The following is a 14,793-nucleotide window of genomic DNA, read 5'->3' as shown; positions in this document are numbered from 1 at the left end:
GCACTAATATTTTTAGTAATTTTATCCTGTTATGCAGGAGAAAGATTATATAAAAGGAAGGGGCGCACAATACAACCCACAGAATATCTATAAAAAAGATAAATATACTGTAGACTACATAGAGGCTATAGATGATTGGGAAGTAGAAAATAATAAGACTATATTTATTCCTTCTGATGCCAAATCTTTAGTACATAAGGTGGACAGCCCCGATGTCAGTATGATGTACTCTGCTAACCCCTATCAGGGATGCGAGCATGGTTGTATCTATTGTTATGCACGCAATTCTCACCAATATTGGGATCTGAGTTCAGGTCTGGATTTCGAACGGAAAATTATAGTAAAAGAAAATGCACCACAGCTTTTTGAAAACTTCATTTGCAGAAAGGGATGGCACGTCACTCCTATCCATCTATCTGGAAATACAGATTGTTATCAGCCCGCAGAACGAAAATTTAGACTTACCCGACGAATATTGGAAGTTGCACTTCGTTATAAGCAACCTATCAGTGTAATCACCAAGAACAGTCTCATTCTACGGGATGCAGACATTTTAGAGGAAATGGCCAAACATAATCTGATTAAGGTATTCGTGTCTATTAATTCCTTAACAGAAGAAACCAGGTTGCGATTAGAACCCCGCACAGCTACGGCATCCCAGCGCTTTCGTGTAGTAGAAGAATTGAGCAAGAGAGGTGTACCTATGGGCGTAAATGTTGCACCTATTATCCCTGGGTTGACAGATCATGAAATACCAGCGGTGTTGAAAGAAACAGCTGCACGAGGTGCGAAATGGGCAAGTTATATCATTGTACGACTAAATGGGCAGATTGGAGAAGTGTTCAAAGACTGGTTAACGCATGCTTATCCACACCGAGCTGATAAGATTTGGCACAGCATCGAATCCTGTCATGATGGTAAGGTAAATAACAGCAATTTTGGACTTCGCATGAAAGGGAGTGGGAAAATCGCAGAAATAATTCGTGATAACTTTCGCTTACACTGTGCTAAAAACGGTTTAAATAAAGAAATTTTTGAATATAACTGTGCCGGACTTCCCAAAGCAGTATCGACCCAACTCACCCTATTTTAAAAAAAAATTATACATGCTGATTTACTCCTGTTTTTAGCAGCCCCTATTCTGCTACGCTTCAATCGGAATGACGCTGTTAAAGGTAAGCATTCTTCAAAAATAATATCACCCTGAGCGGACCGAAGTGAAGTCGAATGGGTTTAAACATGTGTAAGGGAGCTTAGGATCAATCACATTATGTGCTCATGATTTTAAATCCAATGTTATCTAAATGTTAACAAATGTTAAAACCAGAAGTCATACATGTGCCGATATAAGATTTGAGTTGTTGTAGTAGAAAAGGTAATATTAAAACACACAACATTATGAAAAATTCTATCAAAATTTTAAGTCTTCTCTTTGTTACACTTTTTGCATTTAGTGCATGTAGTAAAGATGACGATCCAGCAGATAATGACTTATTCACAGGTAGGTATGAAGGCAGCGTCGGCTTCACAAGCACCAACGATGATGAAGAAGACGTGGCAACCACAAATGGCTCGGTAACTGTCATAAAGGTCGGTAATAATTATACGTTCAATTTTTCTGATGGTATCCCTACTTTAAGTGGTATTGAGATGAAAAAAGGAGATAATAATACGATTATAATTGGAAATGAAGAGCTCGGTTCGATAACCATTACAGAAAGTACTTTAAGAATAAACTATCTTAATGATGGAAGAGCTTGGACGGCCGACTGTGATCGATAAGCTTACATGGTAATTAAATAAAAAAGCTCAACTTTTGTTGAGCTTTTTTATTTTGGAGCCTCCTATCGGGATCGAACCAATGACCTACTGATTACAAGTCAGTTGCTCTACCAGCTGAGCTAAGGAGGCGTACTTAAATTTAGTATTGCGATGCAAATATCGCAAGCTTACTTTAAAAAATCAATCTTCTTTTCGATTTTATTTCCCATTTTTTTATTAACTTTTTGAAAATCAATGAAATTATTTCATGTATTTTTGAAAGAACAAGAAAATTTGTCTCTTTTTTGAACCTTAGACAGACAAAATTTCAGGGAATTAACCACAAAAAACACCGAGGCATTTTATTTGTTAACTTTTCAATAAAAATCAGAAAGGAGCTAAAATAACATATGAACTTTAATAATTATACCATCAAAGCACAAGAAGCGGTTCAAAAAGCCTCTGAGATAGCTAAGGGCAATCAACAGCAATCGGTTGAGCCCGCACATCTGTTGAAAGCATTGCTGACTGTGGATGAGCATGTTGTCAGCCATTTGCTAAAAAAGTTAAACGTAAATATTTCCTACGTAACCGCGGAGGTAACTAAACAAATCGAGGCCTTACCGAAGGTAAGTGGAACCAATATATATATCAGCAATAATTCTGTGGCAGTATTGCAAAAAGCACAAAGTTATTTAAAAGAATTCAATGATGAATTCGTTTCCATTGAACACATTCTACTAGGACTTTTGTCTGCCAATGACAAAGTATCCAGTTTATTGAAGGATCAAGGAGTGAATGAAAAAGATCTCAAATTGGCGATCAAAGAGCTGCGTGGTAGTTCGCGGGTTACAGATCAGAATGCCGAAGCGACTTATAACGCATTAGGCAAATATGCAAGAAACCTGAACGAATATGCCGAATCCGGAAAATTAGATCCGGTGATCGGGCGTGATGATGAAATTCGTCGTGTGATACAGATTTTATCGCGACGCACCAAAAACAACCCTATTTTAGTTGGCGAACCAGGAGTGGGAAAGACCGCTATTGCGGAAGGTATAGCGCACCGCATTATTAAAGGCGATGCACCCGAGAATTTAAAAACAAAGACCGTATATTCTTTGGATATGGGAGCTTTAATCGCTGGCGCAAAATATAAAGGTGAATTTGAAGAACGATTAAAAGCCGTTGTAAAAGAGGTGACGGAGAGCGATGGCGAAATTATTCTTTTTATTGACGAGATCCATACCTTAGTGGGCGCCGGTGGTGGCGAAGGAGCCATGGATGCGGCCAACATATTAAAACCTGCATTGGCAAGAGGCGAACTGCGTGCTATAGGTGCTACCACATTAAACGAGTACCAAAAATATTTTGAAAAAGACAAGGCACTAGAACGTCGCTTTCAAAAAGTGATGGTCGAGGAACCCGATACACAGGACGCAGTTTCCATTCTGCGTGGTCTAAAAGAACGTTATGAAATGCACCACAAGGTACGGATTCTGGATGAATCTATTATTGCTGCGGTCGAACTGTCGCAACGCTATATTACCGATCGCTTCCTCCCGGATAAAGCTATCGATTTGATTGATGAAGCTGCTTCCAAGTTGCGACTTGAAATGGATTCTGTGCCCGAAGCTGTTGACGAACTAGAGCGTCGCATTATGCAATTGGAGATAGAGCGTGAAGCAATAAAACGTGAAAATGACAACAAGAAAGTTGCTGAATTGTCCGAGATTATTGCTAACCTTTCTAACGAGCGGGATTCATTAAAAGCAGCTTGGCAGTCTGAAAAACATTTGGTCGATCGTGTAAATCAGGAGATTCAAAACATCGAGGATTACAAGTTGGAAGCCGAGCAAGCTGAGCGTGCCGGAGACTATGGCAAGGTAGCTGAGCTACGTTACGGTAAAATCAAGGATGCGCAAGATGCTACCGAAAAGTTAAAAGCCGAATTAGCGGAAAAGCAACAAGGTAGCCGTATGCTTAAAGAAGAAGTAACATCAGAAGATATAGCAGATGTTGTATCACGTTGGACGGGTATTCCAATGAATAAAATGGTTCAATCCGAACGTCAAAAATTGTTGACACTTGAAGAAGAATTACACAAACGTGTTGCAGGACAGGATGAAGCCATTGAAGCCATTTCAGATGCCATCCGTCGTTCACGCGCCGGATTGAGTGATGCCAAACGTCCCATAGGTTCATTTATATTCCTGGGGACTACGGGAGTCGGTAAAACCGAATTAGCGAAAGCACTAGCTGAATTTTTGTTCGACGATGAGCAAGCATTGGTACGTATTGATATGTCGGAATATCAAGAGCGTCACGCGATATCACGTTTAATTGGGGCGCCTCCGGGATATGTAGGCTATGATGAAGGAGGTCAGTTAACAGAAGCCGTTCGCCGTCGCCCCTACTCCGTTGTTTTGCTGGACGAAATCGAAAAGGCACATCCCGATGTATTTAATATCTTACTACAGGTGCTTGATGATGGGCATCTGACGGACAATAAAGGTCGTGTGGTCAACTTTAAGAACACCATTATCATTATGACTTCTAATACTGGTTCTCATCTTATTCAGGAAAACTTCAGCCATTTAACGGATGAAAACAGGGATAATGTGATTGCTAAAACGAAAGACGAAGTATTCGAGCTTTTACAGAAATCAATTCGTCCAGAATTTTTGAACCGTATAGATGAATTCATTATGTTTACTCCGTTGAGCCGGAATGAGATTGGAGATATCGTTCGGATGCAATTTAATCGTTTACAGCATCAACTAGCCGAACAAAGTATATTTTTGTCCGCTACGGATGAGGCATTGGATTGGTTAGCACAATTAGGATATGATCCCATATATGGGGCACGCCCGTTGAAACGTGTTATTCAGAAACGGATACTGAACGAATTGTCGAAAGAGATCCTCTCCGGAAAAGTGACAAACGATTCTGTCATTCAATTGGATACGTTTGATGGGCAATTTGTTTTCTTAAATAAAAGTGAGTAAACGATTTGTATAGTGGCATATTACTTTTAAATATTAAAGCCCTTACCTCGAGAGAGGGCTTTAATATTTAAAACTACTGGTCATCAGCAGGAGGCATTGCTGTGTCTTCGTTGTTTCGTACCACCCTGTAGTGTGGCGACATAATTTCAACTCCCGCCGTGTGAAATTGGTCCAGCAAATTTTTATGCAATTCAGAATATATCAATGCCTGCTTGTTAGGTTGCTTCGTGTAAGCATTAATTTGGTAAGAAACATAATAGTCGTCTAGACTTGTCTGCAGGACAAAAGGATGGGGTTCAACTTCAATATATTGTACCGTGCTTGCCGCTTGAATAGCAAGTTTATGTACAGTCTGCCATGGCACGTCGTAACCGATTGTAATTGTTGTATGTAAGATTAAACCTTTATCGGGAGCATCGGTGCTGTAATTAATCGTATGAGAGTTCATAACCTGAGAATTGGGGACGGATATAACTTCATTTTTAATTGTACGTATGCGTGTAACTAACAATGTTTTTTCGATGATATCGCCCTGCACATCGCCAATTTTTACACGATCTCCTATACTGAATGGTCGCATATAGGTAATTACTAATCCTGCTATAACATTGCCCAGTGCCCCAGCGGAACCGAATGTAAACAAGATACCTATAAAAACTGATACACCTTGAAATATTGGAGATTTAGATCCTGGGAGGTAAGGGAAAATTACGATCAACATAAAGGCAGTAAGAAGTACGCGCAATATTTGGTATGTGGGTAATGTCCAATCTGCGTAGAATCCAGGGATATTTAATGCACCACGATGCAATTCATTAGCAAAATATTTTAGAATTTTAAAGATATAACGAAAGATGATTACGATAACTATAACCGTGATTAGATTCGGTAAATAGTTGATAACTGCCATACTAATCTTCTTAACCGGATCTAAAATATAACTAAGCAATACGTTGGCAAATCCCTCCGTTGCGGGAAATAAATTAAAAACTATCGGCAAGGCAAGGTAAATAACCATTAAAATAAACAACCATTTCATTAAATTAAATAGCGTCCATATAAAGCGAACTTGCTTTGTCGCTGAAACTAATTCATAACCTCTTATTCGTATACCGGTTAATTTGTTTCCCTTATTTCGTAATACGAGGCGTCTAGTGTAACCTGCTAGTTTATTGATACCATATACAATTAACGATACTAAACACAATACGAGTGCTGCCAGCCCGATACCCTTCAGCAACTTCGTAATGCTCGTATCATCTCTATATTGTGTAATGCTCCCTTTAATCTTATTTGCAAATAACATTGCTAGCGCATTAGGTGTAGCGTTCATCCAGAGTGCATCTTCCTCACTTACACTCATTATCATGTCATTTGCTCCTGTTATATACCACATATTATCATTTTCGACTACCCGTATTGAATCCGCATGAAAAGAATACAGATCAGCCAGCGTTTTTATTCGGGTTTGCACTGCATTCGCTCGCTCGTGGATCGAGAAGCCCCCAATCCCACGATATAAAGTAAACAAAGTATCTTTAAAAGGTCTAACAGGTATCCCTGGATTTAGAACACGCATGGAATCTACTTTTCTCTTACGCTCAACTAAAGCCAGTGAATCACGACTTTTTAGAAAATATAGTTCAGTCAGTAAGGCCTGCTTTTCTTTTGTATCTTCAAGTTCGTCAGAAAACAGTCTATTTTCTAATTGTAACCTCCTTAGTGAATCCTGGCTTTGTTGTTCCTTTATTTTCTGTAGGCGATCCGCTTGCTCAGTTAGTTTTTGTTCGGTTACTAAACTATCCACATTTTGCGCTAAACAAGGTTGGATACAGAATAATAAAAAAATGAGATAAAAGAATTTCATAAGCAAAATAAAAATGCGTTTATTATTGCCTTAAGTTATTAAAATTTGTAAACTAACTCTTATTTTTATGGAAATAATAAAAAAAATAATATGAAATTCGGACAAGTAAAAGACCCTTCCGTTATCGATTTCAGGATTCCAAAGACGCCAAGAGAGACATTAGATTTACTCCGTGATAACGAATCCAAGAAACCTATGGATGTATACGTAGGTTGCGCAAAATGGAATAAAGCGGATTTGAAAGGGTTTTATCCCCGTGGTACAAAAGACGAGCTGGTGTATTATTCAACTCAATTTAATGCCATTGAGTTGAACGCGACGTTTTATAATTCACCTTCCAAACAACAGGTAGAGACCTGGAAGGAAAAGACCCCTAAAGATTTCAAATTCTTCCCAAAGGTGCCACAATCGATAAGTCACTTCAGCAGATTGTTGAATGCCGAAGAGAAAGTAAAGGATTTTGTTGATTCAACGGTGTTATTTGACGAGAAACTGGGTATGGCCTTTCTCCAATTGATCGATAACTACAAACCGAAAGATTTTGATCGATTAGAACATTTCCTAACCAACTTTCCATCAGGCTATCCCTTAGCCGTCGAAGTGCGCAATGAAGAATGGTTTTCGAATCAAGAAGTTGCCAAGAAGTTTTATAAATTATTAGAAGAGACAAAAACTACAAATGTCATCGTCGATACTGCAGGAAGACGTGATATGATGCATATGCGCTTGACGACGCCTACTGCTTTCGTTCGCTATGTCGGAGCAAATCATCCGTCCGATTACACCCGCCTCGAGGAATGGGTCGAGGTAATCAAAGCATGGAAAGACGCAGGTTTACAGCATTTGTATTTTTTCATCCACCAAAATGTGGAGCTCGAATCACCGCTCTTAGCCGCCCATTTTATTACAAAGCTCAATGAGGCTATAGGAACTGAATTGACTATCCCAAATAAACCTGACGATGGAAAATCAGGTACGCTAACTCTATTTAAATAAGAGAAAAAATGAGAATAAAGTCCGTCCATCATATTGCCATTATTGCCAGTGACTACGAAAAATCCAAAATATTTTATACAGAAGTATTGGGGCTCCGTATCTTAAAGGAAACATACCGTGAAGAAAGGGACTCCTATAAATTAGACCTCGCATTGGGCGATCAATACCTGATTGAACTATTTTCATTTCCAGCGTATGTACCCCGTCCCAGTCGTCCGGAGGCTACCGGACTACGGCACTTAGCCTTTACTGTTGCCAATGTCGAAGAAGCAGCTGAAGAACTGCGTTCTAAAAATATAGCCGTCGAAGACATACGCATAGACGAGATTACCGGCAAAAAGTTTACATTCTTTTCCGATCCCGATCGCCTTCCTTTGGAACTCTATGAAGCGTAATGCGTTAGGAAGTAAGTCCGCATAACCGTTCCAGGTAATGGTATCCTATCCCAAAATAAGCTTTAGTCTCCTGAAGTTGTGCTAAGATCTCCTGTTGTCTTTTTAGATTTGGTGTTTTCTTAACGCCTACTATCATCACATTTTTAGGTGTATGCGCGTCTGCTACAAACTGTAACACTTTGGTTTGGTAGCCATAATATTCTAAAATTAATGCGCGAATGCCATCCGTCAACATCTCCGCATGACGTTCCAGGAAGATACCATATTGCGTCATGAAATCCAGGTCATTCGTTGCTTTCACTTTTTCAAGCTGCCTCCTTACCTGTTTATGGCAACACGGAGCGACAACGATGAGGTCAGCCTCCTTTGTTATTCCTTTAAATATAGCGTCATCCGTAGCTGTATCACAAGCGTGCAATGCAATCAATACATTTAATTCCGGTGAAGGATTATAATCTTCAATTGTTCCCTGTACAAAAGATAAGGCATTGAAATTAGACTTGTCTGCAATATCGTTACAAAGTGAGACTAAATCCTCCCTGTATTCCACCCCAACGACAGCCGCCTGCTTATTCAGTTCATTATTCAGGTAATCGTAAAGTGCAAAGGTCAGGTATCCTTTTCCAGCACCCATATCGACCACATTCAACTCTTTTTCGGCAGGCAATTCTTTCAACATGGAGCTTAGCAATTCGATATAATGATTGATCTGCCGCCATTTATCCTGTGCATTTTTAAATACCTTACCCTCCGAATCAGTCAAACGCAATTCCGCCAGGTACTTTTTTGAAGTCGAACCAATCTTACGTTCTTTTTGATGATCATGTGCAAGACTGTCCGGCTTAGAAGCGGTTGGCTGTTCCGATTTAAGCATCCATTCTCTCTTCTTATTCCATTGACAAATCGTATTTTCTTTCGTCGTGAACAAAGTAGCCACACGAAACCCATTCTCCTGTAACAGCGTTTGAATTTGTTCGATCGCCTCTTCCACCATAAAGTTTTTAGTAATATCCCGTGTTTTGTAGCGATAGGTAAACGATAATTTGAACACACGTTTTATTAACACGGGCTTGATGTATATGTTTTTCAGATCCGGTTCTCCGCCTTTGTAATCACCCAGCGACAACTTAATGAAATTGCTTGCTTGAATACTGGACTGAATATGTGTTATAAAATCTTGATATGTGGTCATATTATTTTTTTCAAAGATACGATTTATGGAATTAAGATTTTACCTTTGCCATTATGCGAAATCCGAATATAAAAGCTGTTTTTTTTGATATTGACGGTACTTTACTCAGTTTTAAAACCCATGAAGTTGCAGCGTCTACAGAAGAAGCAATAGAACAATTACAGACTAAAGGAATAAGGACTATACTTTCGACGGGTCGGTCGATTAATAGCATCGATCATGTAAAATATCTGAATTTTGACGGATATATTACTTTCAACGGAGGTTATTGTGTGACGAAGGAAGGACATATCCTGTTTCGCCAAGCAATTGATTCGGCTGATATTCAGTCCGTTTTGGATTATGCCAAGACAAATCCATTGAGTTTTTCGTTTATGTCCGAAAAACACATCACAATACACGATGTAACGCCAGAGATTGCGGGAATGTATGCCCATCTCAATTTACCTGTTCCGCCATTGGTAGATATGGAAAATGTGGATTTGAATGGCGTATTGCAGACAAATATATTTCTGGGACCGGAAGACGAGCAAGCATTCATGGACAAGGTAATGCCTAATTCTCTTGCTTCAAGGTGGACGCCGCTTTTCGCTGATGTCAATCCAAAAGGGCAAAGTAAGAAAGTAGGGATTGATATTTTCTGCAATCACTTTGGTCTTGATATTCAGGAAACGATGGCATTTGGAGACGGCGGAAATGACATAACGATGTTGCAGCATGTTGGATTGGGGATAGCGATGGGAAATGCCAATCCAGAAGTGAAAGAAGTTGCCGATTACATTACCGATGATGTAGATAGTGACGGCATCTGGAATGCATTGAAACACTTTGATATATTATAGAAGAAAAGAAGCTTAATTTTTAAGCTTCTTTTCTTCTATAATATTCATTCAATACAATTTCTAACTGTTGGTCTTGTGTTAGGTCGGAGTTGTCCAGTATAAAGGCATCGGCTGCTTGTCTTAAAGGGCTCTCTTCCCGCGTGCTGTCGATATGATCCCGATGACTAAGATTTTCCTGAATTTCCTCCATCGTCACGTTTTCCCCTTTAGCCGTTAACTCAGCATATCTTCTTTCGGCCCTTACACTCGGACTTGCCGTCATGAATATTTTCAAATCGGCATCCGGAAAAACAGTAGTTCCGATATCTCGACCGTCCATTACAATATTTCGATGGCTGCCTAATTTTTGCTGTTGAGCCACCATTGCATGACGGACCTCTTTAATGGCACTTACTTCACTCACTTGTTCAGAAACAGCCATTTGGCGAATTTCTTCCGAAATATCTTCGCCATTGAGTAAAATCTGTGTTTGTGCTGTATTCGGAATGAAGTCAATATGAATGTCGGCTAATGCCTGTACAACAGCTGCTGTATCATCGAGATCCACATTATGTCTAAGAAAATAAAGTGTAACCGCGCGGTACATAGCACCACTATCTATAAATACGAAATGTAATTTTTTCGCTAAGGCCTTAGCCACAGTACTCTTGCCACAACTTGAGTAACCGTCTATTGCTATAATGAAATTCGGTCTTGTCATTTTTAATTCATTCCTCCTATGAGAACACCGGGTTTGTTTACTATCGGAACTTTAGATAGATTTTCATCAACTATACTTTCCGGAAGGAAAATATATTTTTTATCGTAAATCGTACCATTAATATAATAGCTCAACCAGTATTCGTTGGTCAGTCCAAAGACTTCTTCATCTATTGCTTCAATTTTAGTCGATGTTTTCCCTTCGACATCTCCTATAAAATGACTTAAAGTCGTTGTCTTAACCTGTTTTCCGTTTTTCTCCCCATAACCCTTGGAACTTACCAATACATTGTTAAGTTGTACATTCTTATCATTAATAAGATATACAATCCAGTTTTTAACATCAGGCGTTTCGCCTTCTAAAACAACAGCAACTGAAATGTCCTCTACAATATTTTCAGGAAGATCTTTTTTCATCGATATAAACTTATCTTCAATGGTGATGAAGCTATCAGATTTATTACTATTTCTTTTTAACCGTTTTGGTAGCTGTTTTACGCGTCGTCGTTTTCTTTGTCGTTTTACCCGATTTTGCTTTTGGATCACTCGCTGCCCATTTCAAAACCTCTTCATAGGTAATCGCACTTACATCTGTTCCTTTGGGGATTTTAAGGTTCTGTTTTCCGAAGCGAACAAATGGTCCCCAACGGCCATTTTCGATTCGGGCTTCCGGATTTTCATCAAATACCCGTATTATTTTTTCGATATCCTTTTGACGTTTTTCGTTGATGATATCGATCGCCTGCTCCTGTGTCACATCCAACGGATCAATGCCCTTCGGTAACGAATAAAAAGAAGAATTATGACGTATATAGGGTCCAAACCGGCCTATCGCTACGGTCATTTCCTTTTCTTCATATTCACCCACCTTCTTAGGCAACTTAAAGAGTTCCATTGCTTCCTCGAACGTGATGGTTTCTATCATTTGTCCCTTACGTAAGGACGCAAAACGAGGTTTTTCTTCATCTTCAGCGGCACCAATCTGTACCAAAGGTCCAAATCTTCCCACACGCACACTTACCGGTTTACCGGAGACAGTATCTACCCCCAATTCCCGTTCATGGGTAGCACGTTCTGCGTTTTCCAATGTGTCTTGCACCTCACTATGGAAAGGAATATAAAAACCTTCCAACATATCTGTCCACTCTTTATTTCCCTGTGCAATTTCGTCGAATTCCTTTTCCACTTTAGCCGTGAAATTAAAATCTACAATACCTTTAAAATGTTCGACAAGAAAATCATTTACCAAAACACCAATATCGGTCGGGAACATTTTGTTACGCTCTGCTCCTGTCACCTCTGTTTTGATCGCTTCCCGAATCTCGCCGCTATTTAATGTCAAAACCGTGAATTCACGTATTTTTCCTTCTCGTTCCTCTTTTACAACATATCCCCTATTTTGGATGGTCGAAATCGTTGGTGCATAAGTAGATGGTCTACCTATCCCCAGTTCTTCCAATTTCTTAACCAGTGAGGCTTCCGTATAGCGCGCAGGAGGGCGAGAAAAACGCTCAGTAGCCGTCATTTCGTTCAACGTAAGGTGCTGACCTTTTTCCAATGATGGCAATAATGTGTTGTCTGAATCATTATCCGTACCCGTTTCCTGATCTTCGTCGGTCGATTCAAAGTATACTTTTAAGAATCCATCAAACCTCATTACCTCGCCGGATGCAATTAATTCCTCCGATCGTGTCGATATCCCCACCTTAGCAACTGTTTTTTCGAATTCTGCTTCACTCATTTGAGAAGCAATAGCTCGCTTCCAAATCAATTCATAAAGCCGTTTTTCTGATGCATCGCCTTCAATGGTATGTTCTGAGAAATAAGTCGGACGAATTGCCTCGTGTGCTTCTTGAGCGCCAGCCGATTTTGTTTTATATTTACGTAGCTTATGGTATTTTTCACCATAAGCTTTCAAAATTTCCTGTTCTGCAGCTTGAATTGCAGTATCCGATAAGTTGACCGAGTCGGTACGCATGTAAGTGATACGCCCCGCTTCATATAATCGTTGCGCAACTTGCATGGTCCGGGCAACCGAAAAACCTAATTTGCGACTGGCCTCTTGTTGTAACGTAGAAGTTGTAAAAGGTGCGGATGGTGTTCTTTTAGCCGGTTTTTTCTCTAGGCTATTGATTACAAAGGATGCATTTAAACAATCTTTTAAAAAGATAGAAGCCTCTTCCTTTTGCTCAAACCTTTTGGAAAGCTCAGCTTTAAAAATTTCTTTGCCTTTTCCGGTATAAAATATGGCTACTATTTTATAAGCGGCTTCTGCATTAAACTTATTAATTTCACGTTCGCGGTCTACGATAAGACGCACGGCTACCGATTGTACACGCCCGGCAGATAAGGAAGGTTTTACTTTCCGCCATAATACCGGAGAAAGTTCAAATCCGACTAAACGGTCTAAAACACGACGTGCCTGCTGCGCATTTACCAGATTATAGTCTATTTTACGCGGACTGTCTATTGCTTTTAGAATTGCAGGTTTAGTAATTTCGTGAAAAACAATCCGTTTTGTGTTATCTTCTTTTAATCCTAATGTTTCAAATAAATGCCATGAAATAGCTTCCCCCTCGCGGTCCTCATCGGACGCTAACCAAACCATCTCTGCAGCTTTAGCTAATTTCTTCAATTCACTGACTATAGCCTTTTTATCAGACGGAACCTCATACTTTTGTGTAAACTTATTTTCCGTATCTATAGCATCATCACCTTTCACCAAATCACGGATATGTCCGTAACTAGACTTTACTAAAAAGTCTTTTCCAAGATATCCTTCTATCGTTTTTGCCTTCGCCGGCGACTCTACTATCAGTAAATTTTTAGCCATTTAGTTGTTAAGATTTCTGCAAACTTAGATAAAAATGCTTTTATATGCAATTTAATAACGATTGCATATAAAAGCATTTTTATCGATCTCTCCTCTACCGTTTAAAATATTCTATCGAGGACCTATTAATATTTCAAAATGGAATGGCAATAATTTTTAACATTAATTATTTAGAACAGCTTTAAAAACGCCAATGTTCGAATACCACATCTAACAAAAAGAACAAAGCAAAGACAACCGAGGCGACTCCATTCGTAGTCATGAATTCGCGGTTCACTCTGCTGAGATCAGGTGGATTTACCAACCGGTGTTGAAAGATTAAAAGAAGTGCATAAAATATAACCCCTAAATAATAGAATATACCTAGTTCAATAAACCACACTGGCAGTATGATAAACACGAATGAAAACAAGTGCAGTAGCTCCGAAATTCGCAAAGCTTTTTTCGCACCGAAATTTGCCGGAATAGAATTCAATCCATTGTCACGATCAAACGCCTCATCTTGCAAAGCATATATAATATCAAAACCTGACACCCACGTTAAAACAGAAAGTCCAAAGAAAACGGGGACAATTGAAAAACTGCCTGTTACCGCCAAATATGCACCCACGGGTGCTAATCCCAATCCCAACCCCAAAACCAGATGGCACAGCGGTGATATCCTTTTCATATACGAATAAAACAACACCACAAAAAGTGCAACGGGAGAAAGCGCCAAACACAACGGATTAATAAAGTAGGTAGCCGTCATAAACAGCACGCAGTTTACAACCGTAAAAACGAGTGCATTCGTAGGGCTGATTTTTCCCGCAGGAATATCCCTTACCGCTGTCCGCGGATTTAGCGCATCTATATCCCTATCCAGATACCGATTGAATGCCATTGCCGCATTCCGTGCACTCACCATACAAAGCAGCATCAGCAAAAATAATTTCCATTCAAATTGATAATTTGTCGTGTGCACGGCTAAGAAAAAACCTATAATCGCAAAAGGCAGGGCAAAAATACTGTGTGCAAACAGCACCAAAGACATGTACTTTTTCATATGTATATTATTACTTCGTGAGCTCGCAAGCTCGGTTTGACTTTTAATGGTCATATGGAATATTGTTCATGTCATGTCCATTTTTAAATGCATTCACGCTACTGCGTGGTCATGCGTGTTTGTGCTTTCGGAAACATGAACATTTCATGTATTCA

General features: G+C 39.5%; 12 protein-coding genes and 1 tRNA gene. 6 read left to right on the top strand and 7 right to left on the bottom strand.

What is annotated here, in order from left to right; all coding sequences use genetic code 11:
* Window positions 1-31 precede the first annotated feature (31 nt).
* Both FAZ15_RS03785 and FAZ15_RS03780 read left to right on the top strand, forming a co-directional pair.
* A complete protein-coding gene (locus FAZ15_RS03785; RefSeq protein WP_136899956.1) occupies window positions 32-1,093 on the top strand; it encodes a PA0069 family radical SAM protein in 1,062 nt (353 codons plus the stop codon).
* A gap of 305 nt (window positions 1,094-1,398) precedes the next feature.
* Window positions 1,399-1,782, top strand: coding sequence for a hypothetical protein (locus tag FAZ15_RS03780; RefSeq protein WP_136899955.1), 384 nt, complete (start codon window positions 1,399-1,401; stop codon window positions 1,780-1,782).
* A gap of 53 nt (window positions 1,783-1,835) precedes the next feature.
* Here FAZ15_RS03780 and FAZ15_RS03775 read toward each other — a convergent pair.
* Window positions 1,836-1,911: transfer RNA gene (locus FAZ15_RS03775), tRNA-Thr, on the bottom strand.
* 260 nt (window positions 1,912-2,171) lie between these two features.
* On the opposite strand from FAZ15_RS03775, the gene clpB reads away from it, so the two are divergent.
* On the top strand, window positions 2,172-4,769 hold the full coding sequence (gene clpB, locus FAZ15_RS03770) for an ATP-dependent chaperone ClpB (protein WP_136899954.1): 2,598 nt from the start codon (window positions 2,172-2,174) through the stop codon (window positions 4,767-4,769).
* A gap of 73 nt (window positions 4,770-4,842) precedes the next feature.
* Here clpB and FAZ15_RS03765 read toward each other — a convergent pair whose 3' ends face one another.
* Window positions 4,843-6,576 carry a mechanosensitive ion channel family protein gene (locus tag FAZ15_RS03765; protein WP_162304866.1) on the bottom strand — a complete coding sequence of 578 codons (1,734 nt, stop codon included), beginning with the start codon at window positions 6,574-6,576 and terminating at the stop codon, window positions 4,843-4,845.
* 150 nt (window positions 6,577-6,726) lie between these two features.
* Between FAZ15_RS03765 and FAZ15_RS03760 the strand changes: the two genes are divergently transcribed.
* A complete protein-coding gene (locus FAZ15_RS03760) occupies window positions 6,727-7,632 on the top strand; it encodes a DUF72 domain-containing protein (RefSeq protein ID WP_136899952.1) in 906 nt (301 codons plus the stop codon).
* A gap of 8 nt (window positions 7,633-7,640) precedes the next feature.
* Window positions 7,641-8,027: an SMU1112c/YaeR family gloxylase I-like metalloprotein gene (gene gloA2 / locus FAZ15_RS03755; RefSeq protein ID WP_136899951.1), complete on the top strand. Its 387-nt coding sequence runs from the start codon at window positions 7,641-7,643 to the stop codon at window positions 8,025-8,027.
* 4 nt (window positions 8,028-8,031) lie between these two features.
* On the opposite strand, the gene FAZ15_RS03750 is transcribed toward gloA2, so the two are convergent.
* Window positions 8,032-9,219 (bottom strand): class I SAM-dependent methyltransferase, encoded by a 1,188-nt coding sequence (locus FAZ15_RS03750; RefSeq protein ID WP_136899950.1) that lies wholly within the window; start codon window positions 9,217-9,219, stop codon window positions 8,032-8,034.
* A 53-nt stretch (window positions 9,220-9,272) separates the two neighbouring features.
* On the opposite strand from FAZ15_RS03750, the gene FAZ15_RS03745 reads away from it, so the two are divergent.
* Entirely contained in the window at window positions 9,273-10,061 is a 789-nt protein-coding gene (locus FAZ15_RS03745) for a Cof-type HAD-IIB family hydrolase (RefSeq protein ID WP_136899949.1), read from the top strand.
* 19 nt (window positions 10,062-10,080) lie between these two features.
* Here the strand turns inward: FAZ15_RS03745 and cmk are convergent, their stop codons facing one another.
* The 4 genes from cmk to FAZ15_RS03725 all read right to left on the bottom strand — a co-directional run bounded on the left by cmk (window position 10,081) and on the right by FAZ15_RS03725 (window position 14,638).
* Window positions 10,081-10,761 (bottom strand): (d)CMP kinase, encoded by a 681-nt coding sequence (gene cmk, locus FAZ15_RS03740; RefSeq protein ID WP_136899948.1) that lies wholly within the window; start codon window positions 10,759-10,761, stop codon window positions 10,081-10,083.
* A gap of 2 nt (window positions 10,762-10,763) precedes the next feature.
* Window positions 10,764-11,177 carry a hypothetical protein gene (locus FAZ15_RS03735; protein ID WP_136899947.1) on the bottom strand — a complete coding sequence of 138 codons (414 nt, stop codon included), beginning with the start codon at window positions 11,175-11,177 and terminating at the stop codon, window positions 10,764-10,766.
* Window positions 11,178-11,223: 46 nt separating this feature from the next.
* Complete coding sequence (topA, locus tag FAZ15_RS03730) at window positions 11,224-13,593, bottom strand: type I DNA topoisomerase (RefSeq protein WP_136899946.1); 2,370 nt, start codon at window positions 13,591-13,593, stop codon at window positions 11,224-11,226.
* Between the two features lie 181 nt (window positions 13,594-13,774).
* Window positions 13,775-14,638, bottom strand: a complete 864-nt coding sequence (locus tag FAZ15_RS03725; RefSeq protein WP_136899945.1) for a 4-hydroxybenzoate octaprenyltransferase — start codon at window positions 14,636-14,638, stop codon at window positions 13,775-13,777.
* Window positions 14,639-14,793: the final 155 nt, after the last annotated feature.

This window comes from Sphingobacterium olei, assembly GCF_005048855.1.
GTDB lineage: Bacteria > Bacteroidota > Bacteroidia > Sphingobacteriales > Sphingobacteriaceae > Sphingobacterium > Sphingobacterium olei.
Note: the sequence above shows the minus strand (reverse complement) of the source record. Positions and strands in the feature narration are given on the sequence as shown.